Genomic DNA, 22,764 nt, shown 5'->3' on the forward strand with positions numbered 1-22,764 from the left:
CGCCAGCGCCGCTGTTTAAACGGGGCGGTTTTTTGCCTCGATCCACTGCGCCATGTATTGGGTACTTTTGTGCAGATGGTGGCGCAGCATGCTGCCGGTAAAGTTGTCGCGCCGATGTTGCGCCAGCTCGCCTAGGCAGTGTTGCAGGCGCTCGACCAAGGCCGGGCCGTGGTTGTGCGGGGCATAGCGACGGGCCAGCAGTTGCTCGCCATGTGCCTGGGCCTCGGTCCAGGCTTGCCGATCTGCGTACAGGGCCACGGCAGCAGCGGCCAAGGCCGTGGCGCTCTGGGCGATCATCCCCGGCCAGGGTTGCCCGTCGCCCATGCCTTCGGCGCCGATGGGAGTGGTGATACTGGGGGTGCCGCAGAGCATGGCATCGGCCAGTTTGCCCTTGATCCCGGCGCCGAAGCGCAGCGGGGCCAGGCAGATGCGCGCCGCCGACATCACTTGCAGCGCGTCCTCGGCCCAGTTCATCACATGGAAGCCTTGCGCCGGGTTATGCAGCGCAGTGGCCTTGGGCGGCGTGTAGGCCCCATAGATATGCAGTTGGGCGCCGGGGAGCTGCTGGCGAATCAACGGCCAGAGGCTGTTTTTCATCCAGAGCACCGCATCCCAGTTGGGTGCGTGGCGGAAGTTGCCGATACTCAGGAAGTGCGCGCGGTCTTCATAAGGAATAAACGCCTGGCTGGGCGCCTCGATCATCAACGGGCACCAGTGGAGCAGGGCGGCCGGCACCTTGAAGTGCTCGGTGAGCAGTTGGATCTCGACGTCGGAAATCATCAGGCTGATATCACAGCGGTAGATCGCGGCGATCTCGCGCTTGGCCAGATCGGTGTCGGCCATCCTCTGGAACTCTTGGTCCAGGACCTGGGCGAATAACGGGCTGAAATCGTCAGCATCCGGCTGGTGCTTGAGGTAGTCCTTGAGGCGCTGCTGGCGGGCATCGCGCAGGCTCTGCAAATCCGAAGTCTCCAGCACGCGCAAGGCCTGCGGGCAATGCTTCTCTACGCGCCAGCCGAACTGCTCCTCCATCATGAAACGATCGAACAGCACGATATCCGGGGCCAGTTCACGGATAAAGTCGTCGAAACTGCGGTTATTGAGCTCGATAGCGCATTCGCGAATACCCAGTGGCGCGAGGTCGGCCTTGTGTTCACCGATAGCGGCTGGGCTGCTGAAGGTTACTTCCCAGCCTTGCGAAAGAAAGCTCTGCAAAATCTGCATCATATGTCCGCCAGCTGCCGAGGAGCGAGGCTCCGGCCAGACGTAACCGATGACCAGGACTTGGGTGGCAGGCTGATTCTTCAACGACGAACTCCTTCAAGGGCAGGGCAAAAGCGGCGCAATTAAACCACAGCCGTCGGCCCAGGCGCTGTCATGACAATTTGTGACGGCCATAGGTGTAAATCGAACTTTGTGGTTAACTTCTGCCTCTCGAATTCGTTTCATCCAACCCAGCATAAGGATTCCGTTCATGGCTCAAGTCACCCTCAAAGGCAACCCAGTCCAGGTTGAAGGCGAGTTGCCGCAAATCGGTACCCAGGCCCTCGACTTTTCCCTGACCGCAGGCGATCTGTCGGACGTCACCCTGGCGACTTTCGCCGGCAAGCGCAAAGTACTGAACATCTTCCCAAGCGTTGACACCCCGACCTGCGCCACGTCGGTGCGCAAGTTCAACGCCCAGGCCAACGAGCTGAACAACACCGTTGTACTGTGCATCTCCACCGACCTGCCATTCGCCCAGGCCCGTTTTTGCGGTGCCGAAGGCCTGGAAAACGTGAAGAACCTGTCGGACTTTCGCAGCGCCGATTTTGCCGTTGACTACGGTGTTTCCATTGCCGACGGCGCCCTCAAGGGCCTGACCGCCCGCGCCGTGGTGGTACTGGACGAAAACGACAAGGTGCTGCACAGCGAGCTGGTTGGCGAAATCGCCCACGAGCCAAACTACGAAGCGGCGCTGGCTGTACTGAAGTAATTGCGGCTGCGCGTTACTGTCGCTTTGCAGTAACACGTATGATGCATGCTTGCGGCCTGGCCTAGTCCAGGCCGTTTTTATTTGTGCTTCAGCGGTTTAGCCCAAATTGCTGACATTTCACTTCGAAAAGTAAATGTTTGTAAGCGCGAAGGTAAATAGCCGGTAAAGGCGCTTTTCTAAACGCGCCCCAGTGCTTATCTTTCAGCCTCCCACAGTAGAAGCCCTCGCATCCAATGGTTGATCAATCCATGCAATCGTCCCTCCGTAGTTCCCGCCGCTGGCTGTTTGGCTTGCTCGTCCTGTTGGTTGTTGCCGTGCTGTGCTGGAAGTTCTGGCCGACCGGCGCCGCCCAGAAAGAGGCCCCGGCAGCCCGGACCAGCAAGACGGGGATGATGCGTCCCGGCTTCGGCGGCTCAGGTGCTGCGGTACCCGTGCGTGTCGCGCCCGCGATCACTGGGGATTTCCCGGTGTACTACAAGGCGCTGGGCACTGTGACGGCGCTGAACACCATCAATGTGCGCAGCCGGGTGGGGGGAGAGCTGGTCAAGATCGCCTTTGAAGAGGGGCAGATGGTCAAGGCCGGCGACCTGCTGGCAGAAATCGACCCGCGCAGCTACCAAAACGCCTTGCTCCAGGCCCAGGGCACGCTGCTGCAAAACCAGGCCCAATTGAAGAACGCCCAGGTCGACCTCGAGCGTTATCGCGGCCTGTATGAACAGGACAGTATTGCCAAGCAGACTTTGGACACCGCCGCTGCGCTGGTCCTGCAATACCAGGGCACGGTCAAGACCAACCAGGGCGCGGTGGATGACGCCAAGCTCAACCTGGAATTCACCAAGATCCGCGCACCGATTTCCGGGCGTGTCGGCCTGCGCCAACTGGACGTCGGCAACCTGGTGGCGGCCAATGACACCACCGCCCTGGCGATCATCACCCAGACCCAGCCGATCAGCGTGGCATTCACCTTGCCGGAGAACAGCCTGCAAACCGTCCTGGCCCGCTACCGCAGCGGCAACAAGCTACCGGTACAGGCCTGGGACCGGGGCGACCTGCAACTGCAAGCCACCGGCGTATTGCAGAGCCTGGACAACCAGATCGATGTCGCCACCGGCACCCTGAAATTCAAGGCCCGCTTCGATAACCAGGACCAGGTGCTGTTCCCCAACCAATTCGTCAATGTGCGCCTGTTGGCCGACACCCTGAAAAACGTGGTGCTGGTTCCCTCGGCGGCGATCCAGTTCGGCACCAACGGCACCTTTGTCTATGCCCTGGACGGTGACAAGAAAGTCAAGATCCGCACCTTGGTGATTGGGGAGACCGATGGCCAGAACACCGTGGTCAAGGAAGGCCTGGCCGCAGGCGATCGCGTGGTGCTCGAAGGCACCGACCGCCTGAAGGACGGCACCGACATCGAAGTGGTCAACGACAGCAACCTGGTCCCGACCACCCCAACCGAACATTTGCAGGGCAAACCCGCGGCGAAAGGCGAAGGCAGCCCGGCGGCTGACGCCGGCAAGGCGCAAAAGGCCGGCGCATGAACCTGTCACGGCTGTTCATCCTCAGGCCCGTCGCCACCACCCTGAGCATGCTGGCCATTGTCCTGGCTGGCCTGATTGCCTATCGCCTGATGCCGGTGTCGGCCTTGCCCCAGGTGGATTACCCGACCATCCGCGTCATGACCCTGTACCCCGGCGCCAGCCCGGACGTGATGACCAGCGCGGTCACCGCGCCCCTGGAGCGCCAGTTCGGGCAAATGCCCGGCCTCACGCAGATGGCGTCCACCAGTTCCGGCGGGGCCTCGGTGCTGACCCTGCGCTTTAACCTCGACGTCAATATGGACGTGGCCGAGCAACAGGTGCAGGCGGCGATCAACGCAGCCAGTAACCTGCTGCCCTCGGACCTGCCGGCGCCACCGGTGTACAACAAGGTCAACCCGGCCGATACCCCGGTCCTGACCCTGGCCATCACCTCCAAGACCATGCTGTTGCCCAAGCTCAACGACCTGGTCGATACGCGCATGGCGCAAAAAATCGCGCAGATCAGCGGCGTGGGCATGGTCAGCATCGCCGGCGGCCAGCGCCAGGCGGTGCGGATCAAGGTCAACCCCGAGGCCCTGGCCGCCAATGGCTTGAACCTGGCGGACGTGCGCAGCCTGATCGCCGCCTCCAACGTCAACCAGCCCAAGGGTAACTTCGACGGCCCGACCCGGGTGTCGATGCTCGATGCCAACGACCAGTTGGTATCGCCCGAGCAGTATGCCGAACTGATCCTGGCCTACAGCAATGGCGCACCGCTGCGCCTTAAAGACGTCGCGCAAATCGTCGATGGCGCAGAAAACGAACGCCTCGCCGCCTGGGCCAATGAAAACCAGGCGGTGCTGCTGAACATCCAGCGCCAGCCGGGGGCCAACGTGATTGAGGTGGTGGACCGGATCAAGGCGCTGCTGCCAAGCATCACCGACAACCTGCCGGCCGGCCTTGACGTGACGGTACTCACCGACCGCACCCAGACCATCCGCGCCTCGGTCACCGATGTGCAGCATGAATTGCTGATCGCCATTGCCCTGGTGGTGATGGTCACGTTCCTGTTCCTGCGCCGTTTCAGCGCCACCATCATCCCCTCGATTGCCGTGCCGTTGTCGCTGATCGGCACCTTTGGCGTGATGTACCTGGCCGGCTTCTCCATCAATAACCTGACCCTGATGGCCCTGACCATCGCCACCGGGTTTGTGGTGGACGATGCCATCGTGATGCTGGAAAACATCTCCCGCTATATCGAGGAAGGCGAGACGCCGCTGGCCGCCGCGCTCAAGGGCGCCAAGCAGATCGGCTTCACCCTGGTTTCCCTGACGCTGTCGCTGATTGCGGTATTGATCCCGTTGCTGTTCATGGCCGATGTGGTCGGGCGCTTGTTCCGCGAATTTGCCATCACCCTGGCCGTGGCGATCCTGATTTCCCTGGTGGTGTCCCTGACCCTGACGCCAATGATGTGCGCGCGCCTGCTCAAGCGCGAACCCAAGGAAGAAGAACAGGGGCGCTTCTACAAGGCCAGCGGCGCCTGGATCGACTGGCTGGTCGCCGCCTACGGCCGCAAGCTGCAGTGGGTGCTCAAGCACCAGCCGCTGACCCTGCTGGTGGCCATCGCCACCCTGGGCCTGACAGTGGTGCTGTACCTGGTAGTGCCCAAGGGTTTCTTCCCGGTGCAGGACACCGGGGTGATCCAGGGCATTTCCGAGGCGCCGCAGTCGATTTCCTTCGCGGCCATGAGCCAGCGCCAGCAGGAACTGGCGAAGATCATCCTCGAAGATCCTGCGGTGGAAAGCCTGTCTTCCTACATTGGCGTCGATGGCGATAACGCCACCCTCAACAGTGGCCGCCTGCTGATCAACCTCAAGCCCCATAAAGAGCGGGACTTGAGCGCTGTCGAGGTGATTGCACGCCTGCAACCGACGCTGGATAAACTGGTGGGCATCCGCCTGTTCATGCAGCCGGTGCAGGACCTGACCATCGAAGACCGTGTCAGCCGCACCCAATACCAGTTCAGCATGTCCTCCCCGGATGCCGAGCTACTGGCCCTGTGGAGCGGCAAGCTGGTGCAGGCCCTGAGCCAGTACCCGGAACTCACCGACGTGGCCAGCGACCTGCAGGACAAAGGCTTGCAGGTGTACATGGTGATCGACCGCGATGCGGCCTCGCGCCTGGGGGTGTCGGTAGCCAATATCACCGACGCGCTGTATGACGCCTTCGGCCAGCGGCAGATTTCCACGATCTACACCCAGGCCAGCCAGTACCGCGTGGTGTTGCAGGCCCAATCCGGCGAAAGCCTGGGGCCGGACGCGCTGAACCAGATCCACGTGAAGACCACCGATGGCGGCCAGGTGCGCCTGTCGAGCCTGGCCCGCATCGAGCAGCGCCAGGCGCAGTTGGCGATTACCCATATCGGCCAGTTCCCGGCGGTGATGATGTCGTTCAACCTGGCACCCGGCGTGGCCCTGGGCAAGGGCGTGGAGCTGATCAACCAGGTACAGAAGGACATCGGCATGCCGGTCGGCGTGCAGACTCAGTTCCAGGGGGCTGCCCAGGCGTTCGAAGCGTCGCTGTCGAGCACCTTGCTGCTGATCCTCGCGGCGGTGGTGACCATGTACATCGTGCTTGGCGTGCTGTACGAGAGCTACATCCACCCGATCACCATCCTCTCGACCTTGCCGTCGGCAGCGGTGGGGGCCCTGTTGGCGCTGCTGCTCACGGGCAATGACCTGGGGATGATTGCGATCATCGGCATCATCCTGCTGATCGGCATCGTGAAAAAGAACGCGATCATGATGATCGACTTCGCCCTCGACGCCGAACGCAACCAGGGCCTGGACCCGCAGACCGCGATCTACCAGGCGGCGCTGCTGCGCTTCAGGCCGATCCTGATGACCACCCTGGCGGCATTGTTCGGTGCGGTGCCTTTGATGCTGGCCACCGGCTCCGGCGCCGAGTTGCGCCAGCCCCTGGGCCTGGTGATGGTCGGCGGCTTGCTGCTGAGCCAGATCCTCACGCTGTTTACCACGCCGGTGATCTATCTGTACTTCGACCGCCTTGGCCGTCGCTGGCGCAAGACCCCGGACGCACTGGAGCCGGTTGAGCCATGAACCTGTCCGGACCTTTTATTCGCCGGCCGGTAGCCACCATGTTGCTGAGCCTGGCGATCATGTTGCTGGGCGGTGTCAGTTTCAGCCTGCTGCCGGTGTCGCCATTGCCGCAGATCGACTTCCCGGTGATTGTGGTCTCTGCCAGCCTGCCTGGCGCCAGCCCGGAAGTGATGGCGTCTACCGTGGCCACGCCGCTGGAGCGCTCATTCGGTGCGATTGCCGGGGTCACCACCCTGAGCAGTTCGTCCAGCCAGGGCTCGACCCGGGTGATCCTGGCATTCGACTCCGACCGCGATATCAACGGCGCGGCGCGCGAAGTGCAGGCCGCGATCAATGCCTCGCGCAACCTGTTGCCCAGCGGCATGCGCAGCATGCCCACCTACCGCAAGATCAACCCGTCTCAGGCACCGATCATGGTGCTGTCGCTGACCTCGGACGTATTGCCCAAGGGCCAGCTCTACGACTTGGCGTCCACCATCCTCTCGCAAAGCCTGTCCCAGGTGCCGGGTGTGGGCGAAGTGCAGATCGGCGGCAGCTCCCTGCCGGCGGTACGTATCGAACTGGAGCCCAAGGCCCTCGACCAGTACGGCGTGTCCCTGGACGAGGTGCGCGACACCATCGCCAACGCCAACGTACGCAGGCCCAAGGGCTCGGTGGAAGATGGCGAGCGCAACTGGCAGATCCAGGCCAATGACCAGCTGGAAAAAGCCAAGGACTACGAGCCGCTATTGATCCGCTACCAGGACGGCGCGGCGTTGCGCCTCAGTGACGTGGCCAAGATCAGCGACGGCGTCGAAGACCGCTACAACAGTGGCTTCTTCAACAACGACTCGGCGGTATTGCTGGTGATCAACCGCCAGTCCGGCGCCAACATCATCGAGACCGTCAAGCAGATCAAGGCCCAGTTGCCGGCGTTGCAGGCGGTATTGCCGTCCAGCGTCAAGCTCAACCTGGCCATGGACCGCTCGCCGGTGATTACCGCCACCCTGCATGAAGCGGAAATGACCCTGCTGATTGCCGTGGCCCTGGTGATCCTGGTGGTGTACCTGTTCCTCGGTAACTTCCGGGCCTCGCTGATCCCGACCCTGGCGGTGCCGGTGTCGCTGGTGGGCACCTTTGCGATCATGTACCTGTATGGGTTTTCCCTGAACAACCTGTCGCTGATGGCCCTGATCCTCGCCACCGGCCTGGTGGTGGACGATGCCATCGTGGTGCTGGAGAACATCTCGCGGCATATCGACGACGGCATCGCGCCGATGAAAGCGGCGTACCTGGGAGCCAAGGAGGTCGGCTTCACCCTGTTGTCGATGAACGTGTCGCTGGTGGCGGTGTTCCTGTCGATCCTGTTTATGGGCGGGATTGTCACCAGCCTGTTCCGTGAGTTTTCCATCACCCTGGCGGCGGCGATCATCGTGTCGCTGGTGGTCTCGCTGACCCTGACCCCGATGCTCTGCGCGCGCTGGCTCAAGCCCCATGTCAAAGGCCAGCAGACCGGCTTGCAGCGCTGGAGCCAGAAGGTCAACGACCATATGGTTTCGGGTTATGCCAAAAGCCTCGACTGGGTGCTGCGGCACAAGCGCCTGACCCTGCTCAGCCTGTTCGTCACCATCGGGGTGAATATCGCGCTGTATGTGGTGGTGCCCAAAACCTTCATGCCGCAACAGGACACCGGGCAACTGATCGGTTTTGTGCGCGGCGATGATGGCCTGTCATTCAGTGTCATGCAGCCGAAGATGGAGATCTTCCGCAAAGCCGTGTTGCAAGACCCGGCGGTGGAAAGCGTGGCCGGTTTTATCGGTGGCAGCAACGGTACCAACAACGCGGTGATGCTGGTGCGCCTCAAGCCGATCAAGGAACGCAAGTTGTCGGCCCAGGCGGTGATCGAGCGCCTGCGCAAAACCGTGCCGCTGGTACCCGGCGGCCGCTTGATGCTGATGGCCGACCAGGACCTGCAATTTGGCGGCGGCCGTGACCAGACGTCCTCGCAATATTCCTACATCCTGCAAAGTGGCGACCTGGCCGCCTTGCGCCTGTGGTACCCGAAAGTGGTCGCCGCGCTGCGCGAGCTGCCGGAACTGACCGCCATCGACGCTCGTGAAGGGCGCGGGGCGCAGCAGGTGACGCTGATTGTCGATCGCGACCAGGCCAAGCGCCTGGGCGTGGACATGAACATGGTCACCTCGGTGCTGAACAACGCCTACAGCCAGCGGCAGATTTCCACCATCTATGACAGCCTCAACCAGTATCGGGTGGTGATGGAGGTCAATCCGAAATACGCCCAGGACCCGATCACCCTTAACCAGGTGCAGGTGATTACCGCTGATGGCGCGCGAATTCCACTGTCGACCATCGCCCACTACGAAAACAGCCTGGCCGACGACCGCGTCAGCCACGAGGGGCAATTTGCCTCCGAAGACATCGCCTTCGACATGGCCCCCGGGGTCACGGTAGAGCAGGGCACGGCTGCCATCGAGCGGGCGATCGCCAAGGTCGGCTTACCGGAAGACGTGATCGCCAAGATGGCCGGCACCGCCGACGCCTTTGCCGCCACCCAGAAAAGCCAGCCGTTCATGATCCTCGGCGCGTTGGTGGCGGTGTACCTGGTGCTGGGGATTCTGTATGAGAGCTACATCCACCCACTGACCATTCTCTCGACCCTGCCGTCGGCCGGGGTCGGCGCGCTGTTGTCGATCTACGTGCTGGGCGGCGAGTTCAGCCTGATCTCGCTGCTGGGCCTTTTCTTGCTGATCGGTGTGGTGAAGAAAAACGCGATCCTGATGATCGACCTGGCGCTGCAACTGGAGCGCAAGGAAGGCATGCAGCCCCTGGAATCGATTCGCAGCGCTTGCTTGCTGCGCTTGCGGCCGATCCTGATGACCACCCTGGCGGCAATCCTCGGGGCCTTGCCCTTGTTGCTGAGCACCGCCGAAGGCGCGGAAATGCGCCAGCCCCTGGGCCTGACCATTATCGGCGGCCTGGTCTTCAGCCAGATCCTGACCCTTTACACCACCCCGGTGGTTTACCTCTATCTCGACCGCCTGCGCCACCGTTTCAACGGCTGGCGCGGGGTGCGTACCGATGCTGCCCTGGACACTCCGTTATGACCAACCCAACCTTTTGTAGCGGCCTGCGGTTTTTCGCGAGCAAGCTTGCGCCTACAGTTGTGTGCGCCATGCTCCTCAGCGCCTGTGCCATCGGCCCCGATTACCAACGCCCGCCAGTCGCCGAGCCTGCGCAGTACAAAGAAGCCCAGGGCTGGCGCCAGGCCGCGCCCAGCGATGCCCTGGCCCGTGGCGCCTGGTGGGAGTTGTATGGCGACCCACAACTCAACAGCCTGGTGGATAAGCTCAACAACGCCAACCAGACCGTGGCCCAGGCCGAAGCTCGCTACCGCCAGGCCCAGGCCACCGCCCGCAGTTCCCGTGGCGCATTCTTCCCCACCGTCGACCTGAGCGCCGGGAAAACCCGCGCCAGCCAGGGCACCGGCAGCAGCAATGCGAGCTTGAGCAGCTCCAGCAGCGGTATCCGCGACACCCTCAACACCCAGTTGGGCGTGAGCTGGGAAGCCGATATCTGGGGCAAACTGCGCCGTGGCCTGGAGGCCAGCAACGCCAGCGAGCAAGCTAGCGCCGCCGACCTGGCCGCCATGCGCCTGAGCCAGCAGTCGGAATTGGTACAGAACTACCTGCAACTGCGGGTCATGGACGAACAGACGCGCTTGCTGCAATCCACCGTCGAGACCTACCAGCGCTCGCTGCAAATGACCCAGAACCAGTACCGCGCCGGCGTCTCCGGCAAGGACGCGGTGGCCCAGGCGCAGACCCAGCTCAAAAGCACCCAGGCCAGCCTGATCGACCTGATCTGGCAGCGCGCGCAGCTGGAAAACGCCATCGCGGTATTGATCGGCGAAGCGCCGGCCACGTTTAACCTTGCGGTGAGCAAGGACATCCCCGCCTTGCCGCAGATCCCCGCCAACCTGCCATCGCAACTGCTGGAGCGCCGCCCGGACATCGCCTCGGCCGAACGCGCGGTGATCGCCGCCAACGCCAATATCGGCGTGGCGAAAACCGCCTACTACCCGGACCTGACCCTGAGCCTGGCCGGTGGTTATTCCAGCAGCACCTACGCCGACTGGATCAGCCTGCCGAACCGTTTCTGGTCGGTGGGGCCGAAACTGGCGATGACCCTGTTCGACGGCGGGCAGCGCTCGGCCGAAGTCGACCGCGCCGAAGCGTCCTACGACGAAACCGTGGCCAAGTACCGCCAGACCGTGCTCGACGGTTTCCGCGAGGTGGAAAACTACATGGTCCAGCTCAAGGTCCTGGAAGATGAGGCGGGCGTGAGCAACGAAGCCCTGGAGTCGGCACGCGAATCCCTGCGCCTGACCCAGAACCAGTACAAGGCGGGCCTGATTGCCTACCTGGATGTGGTAAACGTCCAGGCCACGGCATTGAGCAACGAACGCACCGTGCTGACCTTGCTGCAGACCCGCCTGGTGGCCAGTGTGCAACTGATCGCAGCGCTGGGCGGCGGCTGGGATGGCCAGTTGGAGCCGCAAGAGAAACCCTGACCCTGTAGGCGATGGTCGTCAACGATAACGGATGAACAGCTGATAAACCCTCAGTTGTTATTACTGACGCCATCGCGGGCAAGCCCGCTCCCACATTTGATCTTCACTGCTTTGAGCATTGCGTTCGCTTAACTGATCGGCATTAGGCCAAGCCCGCTCCCACAGGGCGTAGTTTTGCCCCCCCCAGGCCATACATTTTCAGTAATGGCCTTGTGACAATATTCCACCTGTACAAGAATTATTCTCGCTACAATCTGCGACTTTTCCACGGCATGGACGCCGTTCGTATCGTCAGCCACGAGAAGTCCCATGCTTACCGGCAGTTATTCCCCCGCACTGGTCCTGATCTCCCTGTTAGTGGCGATCCTCGCTTCCTATACTGCCCTGGACCTGAGCGGCCGTATCGCCACGGCCAAAGGTCGGACCGTGTACCTGTGGATGACCGGCGGCGCCCTGGCCATGGGGATTGGTGTGTGGTCGATGCATTTTATCGGAATGCTGGCGTTTCGCCTGCCCATTACCCTGGGCTACGACATCGGCATAACGGCGCTGTCGCTGTTGATCGCCGTCCTGTCCAGTGGCTTCGCCCTGTGGCTGGTCAACCAACCGCGCCTGCCGGCCTGGCAACTGGGCTTTGGCGCCCTGATCATGGGCGCGGGTATCAGCACCATGCACTACACCGGCATGGCCGCCTTGCGCATGATGCCGGGGATCGACTACGACCCAACCCTGTTCGGCGCCTCGCTGCTGATCGCCGTCGGCGCTTCGGCGGCCGCCTTGTGGATTGCCTTCAACCTGCGGCGCAACACCCCCTATGTGCGCCTGGCACGGGGCGGGGCGGCGGTGGTGATGGGCGTGGCCATCGTCGGCATGCATTACACCGGCATGGCGGCGGCACGTTTTGCCGATGGCAGTTTCTGCGGGGCGGCGGTGGACGGCCTGAGCGGTAGCGGCCTGGATAATCTGGTGCTGGTGACCACCCTGGCAGTGCTGGCCATCGCCCTGTTGACCTCGTTGCTTGACGCACGCCTGGAGGCGCGCACCGCGATATTGGCCGACTCCCTGACCCTGGCCAACCAGGAACTCACCCACCTGGCTCTGCACGACACACTCACCGGCCTGCCCAACCGCACGCTGCTGGCCGATCGCATTCAGCAGGCCACGCAACTGGTGGCGGAGCAGGGCGGCTGTTTTGCCCTGATGTTTATCGACCTGGACGGTTTCAAGCCGGTCAACGATGCCTTTGGCCACCATCTGGGCGACCAGTTGTTGCGCGAGGTGGGCCTGCGCCTGCGGGAAGACCTGCGCAGCCAGGACACCCTGGCGCGGATCGGCGGCGATGAGTTCGTGCTGCTGGTGCAATTGAGCCAACCCGACGATGCGCTGCGCCTGGCCGAGCGCCAGGTGGGGCTGATCAACCAATCGTTCCGGGTGGCCGAGCATGACTTGAACATCTCCGCCAGCGTCGGCATTGCCCTGTTTCCTGGAAACGGCGCAACCCCCCAGGAACTGTTGATGAATGCCGATGCGGCGATGTATCACGCCAAGAGCATGGGCAAGAACGGCTACAGCTTTTTCGATATGTCGATGAACACCAACGCACGCCGCCAACTGCAACTGTTGCAGGATCTGCGCAATGCGGTGGAAAAACAGCAACTGCGCCTGTTTTACCAACCCAAGTTCGACGCGCTCAGCGGCCGCGCCATCGGGGCCGAGGCCCTGTTGCGCTGGGAACACCCGCAACATGGGCTGTTGCTGCCGGATAAGTTCATCGAACTTGCGGAAAAGACCGGGGTGATCATCGCCATCGGCGACTGGGTGCTCAACGAAGCGTGCCGGCAAATGCAGGTGTGGTTTGCCCAGGGTTATCGTGACTGGCGCATCGCGGTCAACCTGTCCGCCCTGCAGTTCTGCCACGCGGGGCTGGTCGCCAGTGTGGCGAACGCCCTGCAACGCCACCAGTTGCCGGCCAATAGCCTGACCCTGGAAATCACCGAAACCACGGCCATGAGCGATGCCGATGCCAGCATGACGGTGTTGCAGCAGCTCTCGGAAATGGGCGTGGACCTGTCCATCGACGACTTTGGTACCGGCTACTCGAGCCTGATGTACCTCAAGCGCCTGCCGGCCAACGAGCTGAAAATCGACCGCGGTTTTGTGCGGGACCTGGAGCATGACAGTGACGATGCCGCCATCGTCTCGGCCATTGTCGCCCTGGGCCAGGCCCTCGGCCTGCGCATCGTTGCCGAAGGGGTGGAGACCGATGTGCAGCAGACCTTCCTCACGCGCCTGGGCTGCGACTCGTTGCAAGGCTACCACCTGGGCCACCCGCTGCCGCCGGATACCTTCATGAGCGCTATCGAGGCCAAGGAACGGCTCACCCGACCCTGAGATCAATTGACCCCGGTCCATGCAAAACCTGGCAGGCACAGGTATTCTTGGATCCAACAGCTCACGTTGAATGGGGAGTCAGCACACATGGACAAAGTCGTCATCATTACCGGCGGCAGTCGTGGGATCGGGGCCGCCACGGCCTTGTTGGCGGCCCGGCAGGGCTATCGCATCTGCATCAACTTCCAATCCGATGAACAAGCCGCGCTGGGCGTGCTGGAGCAGGTGCGCGCCTTGGGCGCCCAGGCCATTGCGGTGCGCGCCGACGTGAGCATCGAAGACGAAGTGATCAGCCTGTTCAATCGCGTCGACGCCGAACTGGGTCGTGTTACCGCGCTGGTCAACAACGCCGGCACGGTGGGGCATAAGTCGCGGGTCGAGGAGATGTCCGAGTTCCGCATCCTGAAAACCCTCAGGACCAATGTGCTGGGGCCGATCCTGTGTGCCAAGCATGCGCTGCTGCGCATGTCGCCCAAGCATGGCGGGCAGGGCGGTAGCATCGTCAATGTCTCGTCGGTAGCCTCGCGCATTGGTGCCCCCGGCGAGTATGTCGACTACGCAGCGTCCAAGGGTGCGCTGGACAGCTTCACCATTGGCCTGTCCAAGGAAGTGGCGGGCGAGGGGATTCGGGTCAATGCGGTACGCCCTGGCTACATCTTCACCGACTTCCATGCCTTGAGCGGCGATCCGGATCGGGTCAGCAAGCTTGAATCGGGAATTCCCATGGCCCGTGGCGGGCGCCCGGATGAAGTGGCGGAAGCGATTGTCTGGCTGCTATCGGACAAGGCGTCCTATGCCACCGGGACCTTTGTTGACCTTGGCGGCGGCCGCTAACCGACGCCGTTGTTGGCAGGACGCCTCTGGCAAGCGGGGCGTCAATGCACCAGCCGCAACGTATTGCGTCCCAGGCCCTTGGCCTCGTACAGCGCGGCATCGGCCCTGGCAAGCAGGCTGGCGGTGGTATCAGCGTGCTCTGGCACTACACAACAAACCCCGATACTGATGCGCAGTTCAATGCTTGCCCCCCCAAAATGCGCCGGCGCCTCGGCCAGGGAGGCGCGCAGTTGATCGAGGACACTTGTGGCTCCTTCGGGGCTGGTGCCTGGCAGCAATAGCAAAAACTCCTCGCCGCCATACCGACCAATACTGTCGGAATGCCGAAGGCGCTGGGTCAGATGGCAGACACAGTGGCGAATCATCTCATCACCGGCCAGATGCCCATATACATCGTTGATCTGTTTGAAGTGATCTATGTCGACCATCGCCACCGCCAGGTAGGCATTGCCCAGGCGTGCACGTTCCAGTTCGGTGGAAAACTGCTCAAGGATGGCGCGACGATTGAGAATACCTGTCAGCACATCGCGCTGGGCCAGATGCTGAAGCAGTGACTCGCTGCGTTCTTTGGCCAGTAGCACCAACCCCAGAGAAATCATCATTGCGGTGAACGTGCCGATGCTGACCGAGATGGTTTGCTTGAGGTTGCTGACGTCATAACGCATCTGGGCAGCACCTCCGCCGAGCACAGCCACCACGCGCATGCCCAAGCCAATCAGGCTGATGCTCGAACCAATGATCAGCAACATCCTTGCACGGCCATGGGCCGGGATGTAGCGGCGCGTCCAGTGGATGATCAACGCGCACTGCACCATCAAAACCAGCGTGGCAGCGAGCATGCGCGGTTCCAGGGTTTCGATCAGGCTTGCCATCAGCACCAGCATCAACCCAGCGGGGGCGAATACCCGCCACCAGGGCACTGGCAGCTCAACGATGCGAAATAAACTCGCCCCATAAAAAGCCAGCGCCACCGCCAACAATGTATTGGCGGCACCGTAGGTAAACCACAATGGGGCATGCCCGTAGGAGCTGTAGCCAATGTAGGCCAAGGCATGGGCCAACAAACCGACGCCAATGGTGAGCAAGCCATCACGCTGGTTGAACTGGCCGACCAGAATCAGACAAAACGCCATGATCGTCGCCACTAACGCGACACAGGCAAAAAGCGTGGGGGTATGAGCGACCATGGAATCTCACACAGCGTTTCTAGAAGTGACTCTGTGCGCAAGTCTAGCTGAGCTGGCCGGCTGCCACTATGCGTTTGTCTCTGAAGTGCGCAAGTCCCGGCCAGCGCTTCAATAGCGGGCCACCCTTAGAAGGAGTGCAACACCGGGTAGCCTTTGCGGGCAAACTGGTCCAGGCGGTCAGCCTCTGAGTTGGGCAGGATGACCACACCCAAGTCGGAAAAACCGTCGATCTTGCCGTTGCGCTCCTCGCTGCCTTTGAGCTTGCACTCGTCCAGGTTGTCGATAAAGCGCAGCACCTTGTCCAGATCATAGGCTGCATTGGCGCGCGCATCCGGGTCGGGATTGGCGTGCGTCCAGTCACCCACGTGCCGTTTGAGGTCAAGCTCCAGTTGCCAGCGGTCATTCCCCTCGAGGTAGCACCTGAGCACCGAACTCTGTTCAATAATCCTCTCTGCCGAGCGGTGATCCCCGGCAGGGCGTCCCATTGGCGCAGTCAATTGGCGAACTTCGCGCTGCTCTGCGACACGCATGTAATGGGGCGGGATGGGCAGTGGAAAAGAAAAAAATGGCAGTAGGGTATTTTTCATGGCGCCTCTGTTCTTCAGGAAAAAGAGGCTGATCCTAAACTGCCGGAGGGTGCCTTCCTACGGCAGCGGCTGGCTGATCTATTTCAAGGTGTCTTTCAAAACGAACGGACAATCCGCCCTAGCGTCTCCATGGCCTTTTCCGCCGACTCGTCCCAAGGGCTGCCGTAGTTCAGACGGATGCAGTTACGAAAACGCTGGGTCGGTGAAAAGATCGGCCCCGGCGCAATGCTGATGCCCTGGGCCAGGGCCATCTGGAACAGCTTCAACGAGTCGGTCTGCTCCGGCAATTCCAGCCACAGGAAGTAGCCGCCGGCGGGTTGGCTGACCCGGGTCTGCGCCGGGAAGTAACGGCCGATGGCGGCGAGCATCGCGCTTTGCTGTTCTTCCAGGGCATAGCGCAGTTTGCGCAGGTGCCGGTCGTAGCCGCCGTGTTGCAAGTAGTCGGCAATCGCCGCCTGGGCCGGCATCGAGGCACACAGCGAGGTCATCAATTTCAAGCGTTCGATCTTCTGCGCATAGCGGCCCGCGGCCACCCAGCCGACGCGGTAGCCGGGGGCCAGGCTCTTGGCGAAGGAGCCGCAGTGCATCACCAGGCCTTCTGTGTCGAAGGCCTTGGCGGGTTTGGGCGCCTGTTGGCCGTAGTACAACTCGGCGTACACATCGTCTTCGATCAGCGGCACCTGATGCCCGCGCAGTAACTCGATCAACTCCTGCTTCTTGGCCTCGGGCATGGTGGCGCCCATGGGGTTCTGGAAGCTGGTCATGCACCAGCACGCCTTGATCGGGTAGCGTTCCAGGGTCTGGGCCAGCACCTTGAGGTCAATGCCATCGCGCGGATGCACGGGGATTTCCACCGCCTTGAGCTTCAGGCGTTCCAGCACTTGCAGGCAGGCATAAAACGCCGGGGCCTCGATGGCTACCAGGTCGCCCGGTTCGGTAACTGCTTGCAGGCACAGGTTCAGCGCTTCGAGGGCGCCGTTGGTGATCAGCAGTTCTTCCATGGGCAGCATCAGGCCACCGACCATGTAGCGCAGGGCGATTTGCCGGCGCAGTTGCGGGTTGCCCGGCGACATATCGGTGACCACCATGCGCGGGTCCATCTCGCGGCTGGCGCTGGCCAGGGAGCGGGCCAGGCGTTGCAGGGGGAACAGCGTCGGGCTGGGGAAGGCCGAGCCAAAGGGCACGGTTTGCGGATCCTTGATCGAATCGAGCACCGAAAACACCAGCTCACTGACGTCCACCTCGGTGGATTCATGGACATGGGCGCTGACCGCCGGCTCCGAGAACGGGCTGGGCGCATGGGTATTGACGAAATACCCTGAACGCGGCCGCGCCCGGATCAGGCCACGGCGCTCCAGCAGGTAATAGGCCTGGAACACCGTGGACGGGCTGACGCCGTAAGTCTGGCTGGCATAGCGCACCGACGGCACGCGCTGGCCCGGTCCGAGGACGCCGGAGCGGATCAGTTCAGCGATGTCGTCGGCAAATTTCTCGTAGCGTTTCATCGTGATCCTAGGTTCTACACAGGTCAAAACGTGGGAGCGGGCTTGCCCGCGATGGCGGTGTGTCGGTAGCCGATAGTTTGACTGACACAGCGTAATCGCGGGCAAGCCCGCTCCCACAGGGGGGCTTGCGGGCTCAGCGGTTCAGCGGCGCCACAAAACGGCTGTCGGCGACACTATAAACACTTGGTTCATCCCTATCCGTCACCTTGAAGCGGATGGTTTGCGAGCTGCTGGTCGGTTTGTCACTGGTTAGTGCCACCGACACCGGCACATCGGTGATTTCCCCGGGCGCCAGGCTGACTTCGGTCTTGCCTTGCAGCTCAAAGCCCTCGCCATCCACCAGTTCCAGGCGGTAGTCCTGGCGCTGTTGGGTCTTGTTGATGATCTTCAGGCTGTAGATGTTCTCGATCAGCCCCTGGCTGTTCTCGCGGAACATCCCGCGGTCCTTGGTCACGTCCAGCGACACCATCGGCCGCTGCACCAATGCCATCACCAGGGCCGCAATCATCACCAGCAGCACCGCACTGTAGCCGATCAAGCGTGGCCGCAGCAGGTGGGTCTTGCCGCCTTGCAACTGATGCTCGGAGGTATAGCCCACCAAGCCTCGCGCATAGCCCATCTTGTCCATGATCGAATCACAGGCATCGATACACGCCGCGCAGCCGATGCATTCCATTTGCAGGCCGTCGCGGATATCGATGCCGGTAGGGCAGACCTGCACGCACAACTGGCAGTCGATGCAGTCGCCCAGGCCAACGTCCGCCGGGTTCACCTCGCGCTTGCGCGGGCCACGGCTTTCGCCACGGGCAGCGTCGTAGGAAATGGTCAGGGTGTCCTTGTCGAACATCACGCTCTGAAACCGCGCATAGGGGCACATGTGCATGCACACCGCCTCGCGCAGCCAGCCGGCATTGATGTAAGTGGCGCCGGTAAAAAACAGCACCCAGAACAGGCTGACACCGCCCATCTGCCAGGTCAGCAGCTCTTGGGCCAAGGGCCTGATCGGCGTGAAGTAGCCGACAAAGGTCAGGCCGGTCAGCACACTGATCGCCAGCCACAGCGTGTGCTTGGCGGCCCGGCGCGCCAGTTTGTTCACGCCCCAGGGCGCGGCCTGCAGCTTGATCCTTTGGTTTCGCTCGCCTTCGGTGACCTTCTCGCACCACATGAACAGCCAGGTAAACGAACTTTGCGGGCAGGTGTAGCCACACCAGACGCGGCCGGCAAACACGGTGATCGCAAACAGGCCAAAGGCACAGATGATCAACAGCGCCGACAACAGGATGAAGTCCTGGGGCCAGAAGGTCGCGCCAAAAATATGGAACTTGCTTTCAGCCAAGTCCCACAGCACGGCCTGGCGTGAGTCCCAGTTCAGCCACACAGTGCCAAAAAACGCGAGGAACAGAAAGCCTGCACCGCTTACGCGCAAGGTGCGGAACAGGCCGGTGAAACTGCGGGTATGGATCTGGTTGTCGCTGGATTTGGCCTTCATCTTCTTTGGATGTGCAGGCTCGAAATGTTCTACTAATCGGACGGGGATTCTATCGCTCATGGTCTTTCGCTCATCAGCCTCCATCAGGCAGATGAACTATGCGACGCGATCTGTTTGCATAACAGACTCAGGTAAATCGATAAAAAGCGGATCAGATGGGTTTTTGCGCCGGCGCTGCGACAATGTGCAGCACCCCGCAAGCCGTGGGGCCGGTGCCTGGATCAACAGTGCACGCGGCATGCTGATCCAGATCAATCAAATCACCGAATCACCCGCGCTGGCCTTGAGGTGCTTGCGCCCGTCAATGGCGCCGGCGACGGTCAGTGCGTCGGCTTGTGCCTCGGTGATGTAGATGCGCTGGCCGTCAATCTCGACTGCCGACATCGATTTTTCGCTGTCGGTAATCACCGTCACCTCCAGCACGCTTAGGCGTTGCTCTTCACCGCTGTCGTCGATCTTGAAGTAGCAGGTCTGGTTTTCGATACGTACGGGCATGGTCTTCTCCTGGTTGATCGGTGCTGTTCGTTAGGTGACGCACACGGGCCAATGGTTCGGCGCAACTGACTGGCGGTCGTTGCTGTCCATCCTTTATCCCCCCTACGAAAAGGACAGGACCATGGACGCCTGGTGGCAAGAAGTCTGGCAAACCCTGCAAAGCGAATTCGCCGATATCGGCGATGCGCGGCAACTCACGCAAATCACCGTGCGCCTGCTGATTGCCGCGATTCTGGGGGGCATCCTGGGGTTTGAGCGCGAACAAAAAGGCAAGGCCGCCGGCGTGCGCACCCATATGCTGGTGGCGATGGGTGCGGCCTTGTTTGTGCTGGTGCCGCAGATGGGCGGTTCCCAGGCCGACGCCATGAGCCGGGTGGTGCAGGGGGTGATCGCCGGCATCGGCTTCCTGGGCGCAGGGACGATCCTCAAGGGCAAGGAGGAAGAGGCCGGCCAGCACGTCAAGGGCCTGACCACCGCAGCCGGCTTGTGGATGACCGCCGCCATCGGGGTGGCGGCGGGGCTGGGCAAGGAGTCCACCGCGGTACTGAGCACCGTGCTGGCGCTCGCGGTGTTCAGCGTGATGCCAAGGATTGTGAAGCTGCTGGACAAGCCCTAGCTGCGGGCGCCTACACGATGACCGGCGGTATCGTTGTCGGCGGTTCTTCCTTTGCCGCAGGCACGCTTTGCGGCGGCTCCTGCTGAGGAATCGGCTCTGGCTCGGTCGGCGGCAAGGTAGGCTTATCAATGTTCGGGTCAGGGGTTTGGGCAGGAATCGGGATATTCATCGCGGTGGCCTCGTTTGTGCTTTGCTCAATCGGTGGACAACCGCCATGGCCGATTGATTCCCACCCGGTGGCGGCACATCCATCTGAACTTTCCGTCGGCCACCGGGCTCGGACCTTATACGGCCCGCCCGGGAAGAGCCCGCCTGCTGCACAGACAATCAAGCACAAGAGCGTCCATGGGGCGTAAGGGGAGATGCTCGATGACGGCTGAAATACCCGTATTACCGCTGTCCCAGGCACTGTTGCTGCCCAGGATCGCCATTGAAGACACCATGCCGGTGATTGATGCCGGTGCATTCGCGGTCAAGGCCGTGCAAGGGCAAGCCATCCACGTTACCAGCAAGGTATTCGCTGACGGGCATGACCAGTTGGCCGTGTTGATTCGCTGGCGGTCGTTGAGTGAAGACAACTGGCACAGCGCGGTCATGGCAGACAAGGGCAACAACACCTGGGAAGGCACCTTTGGTGTAAGCCAGCAGGGCCCGCACCACTATTGCATCGAGGCCTGGATCGATCATTTCGCCAGTTTCTGCTACGAACTGGGTAAAAAACACACCGCCGGGGTTCCTGTCAGCCTGGAGCTGCAGGAAGGCCGCCAGCAGGTCCTGCAAGCCGCTGAACGCAGTGAAGGTGAGCTGCAGGAACACTTGCAGCAACTGCATCACCAACTGTCCGGGCTGCTGGAAACCGAGCAGGTCGCGCTGTTTTTGCACGAACACAGTGCACAGCTGATGGCCCAGGCCGATTTGCGCCCCTACTTGAGCATCAGCCCGGTGTATCCACTGGATGTGGAGCGCCCCCAAGCGCTGTTTGCCAGTTGGTACGAGCTGTTCCCGCGCTCGATCACCGATGACCCGACGCGCCACGGCACGTTCAATGACGTGCATTCGCGCCTGGCGATGATCCACGACATGGGCTTTGACGTGCTGTACTTCCCGCCGATCCACCCCATCGGCCGCAGCCACCGCAAGGGCAAGAACAACTCCCTGAGCGCCGGCCCCGAGGATCCCGGCAGTCCCTATGCGATTGGCAGCGAGGAGGGCGGCCACGACGCGATCCATTCGCAACTGGGCACCCGCGAAGATTTCCGCCGCCTGGTAGCGGCCGCCGCCGAGCATGGCCTGGAGATCGCCCTGGACTTTGCCATCCAGTGCTCCCAGGACCACCCGTGGCTCAAGCAACACCCAGGTTGGTTCAACTGGCGCCCGGACGGCACGATCAAATACGCGGAAAACCCGCCGAAAAAATACCAGGACATCGTCAACGTTGACTTCTATGCCGCCGATGCGATCCCCAGCCTGTGGTTGGAGTTGCGCGATATCGTGCTGGGCTGGGTCGAGGAGGGGGTCAAGACCTTCCGCGTCGACAACCCCCACACCAAGCCGCTGCCATTTTGGCAATGGCTGATCAGCGATGTACGGGCCCAGCATCCCGAGGTGATCTTCCTTGCCGAGGCCTTTACCACCCCGGCGATGATGGCGCGCCTGGGCAAGGTCGGTTACTCCCAGAGCTACACCTACTTCACCTGGCGCAACACCAAGGCCGAACTCAGCGAGTACTTCACCCAACTCAACCAGTCGCCCTGGCGTGAGTGCTACCGGCCGAACTTTTTCGTCAATACACCGGACATCAACCCAGGCTTTCTGCATGAATCCGGGCGCCCGGGCTTTTTGATCCGCGCTGCACTGGCCACCATGGGCTCGGGCCTGTGGGGGATGTACTCGGGCTTTGAACTGTGTGAAAGCGCGCCAGTGCCGGGCAAGGAGGAATACCTGGACTCGGAAAAGTACGAGATCCGCCCCCGGGACTTCAGCGCCCCCGGCAACATCATCGCCGAGATCGCCCAGCTCAACCGCATCCGCCGGCAAAACCCGGCGCTGCAGACACACCTGGGCCTGACGCTCTACAACGCCTTCAACGACAACATCCTGTACTTCGGCAAGCGCAGCGAGGATGGCAGCAACTTCATCCTGATCGCCGTCAGCCTCGACCCGTTCAACCCCCAGGAGGCGCATTTTGAGTTGCCGCTGTGGGAGATGGGCCTGCCGGACGACGCCCAGGTGCAGGGCGAAGACCTGATGAACGGCCATCGCTGGACCTGGTACGGCAAGACCCAATGGATGCGTATCGAGCCCCATATGCCGTTTGGCATCTGGCGCGTCACCCAGTCTTGAGTCGGATGCAGATCAACTGTGGGAGCGGGCTTGCCCGCGATAGCAGTGTTTCAGTCACGTATCCATCAACTGATCCAGCGCTATCGCGGGCAAGCCCGCTCCCACATTGACCACGTCCTGTCTGTCAATTTTTTTG

General features: G+C 61.9%; 16 protein-coding genes. 9 read left to right on the forward strand and 7 right to left on the reverse strand.

The window, feature by feature from the left end:
* Positions 1–15: 15 nt before the first annotated feature.
* Positions 16–1,308 carry a glycosyltransferase gene (locus HBO19_RS08735; protein WP_170057298.1) on the reverse strand — a complete coding sequence of 431 codons (1,293 nt, stop codon included), beginning with the start codon at positions 1,306–1,308 and terminating at the stop codon, positions 16–18.
* A gap of 166 nt (positions 1,309–1,474) precedes the next feature.
* On the opposite strand from HBO19_RS08735, the gene tpx reads away from it, so the two are divergent.
* The 7 genes from tpx (at position 1,475) to HBO19_RS08770 (ending at position 14,406) form a co-directional block, all read left to right on the forward strand.
* On the forward strand, positions 1,475–1,975 hold the full coding sequence (tpx, locus tag HBO19_RS08740; protein ID WP_169951804.1) for a thiol peroxidase: 501 nt from the start codon (positions 1,475–1,477) through the stop codon (positions 1,973–1,975).
* A 233-nt stretch (positions 1,976–2,208) separates the two neighbouring features.
* Positions 2,209–3,513: an MdtA/MuxA family multidrug efflux RND transporter periplasmic adaptor subunit gene (locus tag HBO19_RS08745; RefSeq protein WP_170057299.1), complete on the forward strand. Its 1,305-nt coding sequence runs from the start codon at positions 2,209–2,211 to the stop codon at positions 3,511–3,513.
* Positions 3,510–6,611 (forward strand): MdtB/MuxB family multidrug efflux RND transporter permease subunit, encoded by a 3,102-nt coding sequence (locus HBO19_RS08750; protein WP_170057300.1) that lies wholly within the window; start codon positions 3,510–3,512, stop codon positions 6,609–6,611. Before HBO19_RS08745 ends, HBO19_RS08750 begins: the two co-directional genes overlap by 4 nt.
* Positions 6,608–9,715, forward strand: coding sequence for an efflux RND transporter permease subunit (locus HBO19_RS08755; RefSeq protein WP_169951798.1), 3,108 nt, complete (start codon positions 6,608–6,610; stop codon positions 9,713–9,715). The genes HBO19_RS08750 and HBO19_RS08755 overlap by 4 nt, the downstream gene beginning before the upstream one ends.
* Positions 9,716–9,783: 68 nt before the next feature.
* Positions 9,784–11,181, forward strand: coding sequence for an efflux transporter outer membrane subunit (locus tag HBO19_RS08760; RefSeq protein WP_262380989.1), 1,398 nt, complete (start codon positions 9,784–9,786; stop codon positions 11,179–11,181).
* A gap of 309 nt (positions 11,182–11,490) precedes the next feature.
* Complete coding sequence (locus tag HBO19_RS08765; protein ID WP_170057302.1) at positions 11,491–13,572, forward strand: EAL domain-containing protein; 2,082 nt, start codon at positions 11,491–11,493, stop codon at positions 13,570–13,572.
* Between the two features lie 87 nt (positions 13,573–13,659).
* Positions 13,660–14,406: an SDR family oxidoreductase gene (locus tag HBO19_RS08770; RefSeq protein WP_170041369.1), complete on the forward strand. Its 747-nt coding sequence runs from the start codon at positions 13,660–13,662 to the stop codon at positions 14,404–14,406.
* A gap of 41 nt (positions 14,407–14,447) precedes the next feature.
* On the opposite strand, the gene HBO19_RS08775 is transcribed toward HBO19_RS08770, so the two are convergent.
* The 5 genes from HBO19_RS08775 to HBO19_RS08795 all read right to left on the reverse strand — a co-directional run bounded on the left by HBO19_RS08775 (position 14,448) and on the right by HBO19_RS08795 (position 19,669).
* A complete protein-coding gene (locus tag HBO19_RS08775; protein ID WP_170057303.1) occupies positions 14,448–15,593 on the reverse strand; it encodes a GGDEF domain-containing protein in 1,146 nt (381 codons plus the stop codon).
* A 125-nt stretch (positions 15,594–15,718) separates the two neighbouring features.
* Complete coding sequence (locus HBO19_RS08780; protein ID WP_262380990.1) at positions 15,719–16,180, reverse strand: hypothetical protein; 462 nt, start codon at positions 16,178–16,180, stop codon at positions 15,719–15,721.
* Between the two features lie 95 nt (positions 16,181–16,275).
* Complete coding sequence (gene mapR, locus HBO19_RS08785; protein WP_170057304.1) at positions 16,276–17,685, reverse strand: GntR family transcriptional regulator MpaR; 1,410 nt, start codon at positions 17,683–17,685, stop codon at positions 16,276–16,278.
* A gap of 133 nt (positions 17,686–17,818) precedes the next feature.
* Positions 17,819–19,234: a cytochrome c oxidase accessory protein CcoG gene (gene ccoG, locus HBO19_RS08790; RefSeq protein WP_170057305.1), complete on the reverse strand. Its 1,416-nt coding sequence runs from the start codon at positions 19,232–19,234 to the stop codon at positions 17,819–17,821.
* A 195-nt stretch (positions 19,235–19,429) separates the two neighbouring features.
* Positions 19,430–19,669, reverse strand: coding sequence for a DUF3203 family protein (locus HBO19_RS08795; RefSeq protein ID WP_169951784.1), 240 nt, complete (start codon positions 19,667–19,669; stop codon positions 19,430–19,432).
* A 121-nt stretch (positions 19,670–19,790) separates the two neighbouring features.
* On the opposite strand from HBO19_RS08795, the gene HBO19_RS08800 reads away from it, so the two are divergent.
* Positions 19,791–20,285 carry an MgtC/SapB family protein gene (locus tag HBO19_RS08800; protein WP_170041372.1) on the forward strand — a complete coding sequence of 165 codons (495 nt, stop codon included), beginning with the start codon at positions 19,791–19,793 and terminating at the stop codon, positions 20,283–20,285.
* Positions 20,286–20,295: 10 nt separating this feature from the next.
* Here HBO19_RS08800 and HBO19_RS08805 read toward each other — a convergent pair whose 3' ends face one another.
* Entirely contained in the window at positions 20,296–20,454 is a 159-nt protein-coding gene (locus HBO19_RS08805; protein WP_170041373.1) for a hypothetical protein, read from the reverse strand.
* Positions 20,455–20,654: 200 nt separating this feature from the next.
* Here HBO19_RS08805 and HBO19_RS08810 point away from each other — a divergent pair, with 200 nt between their 5' ends.
* A complete protein-coding gene (locus HBO19_RS08810; RefSeq protein ID WP_170057306.1) occupies positions 20,655–22,628 on the forward strand; it encodes an alpha-1,4-glucan--maltose-1-phosphate maltosyltransferase in 1,974 nt (657 codons plus the stop codon).
* The last annotated feature ends 136 nt before the right edge of the window (positions 22,629–22,764 follow it).

This window comes from Pseudomonas sp. WS 5021, assembly GCF_012985535.1.
Classification (GTDB): domain Bacteria; phylum Pseudomonadota; class Gammaproteobacteria; order Pseudomonadales; family Pseudomonadaceae; genus Aquipseudomonas.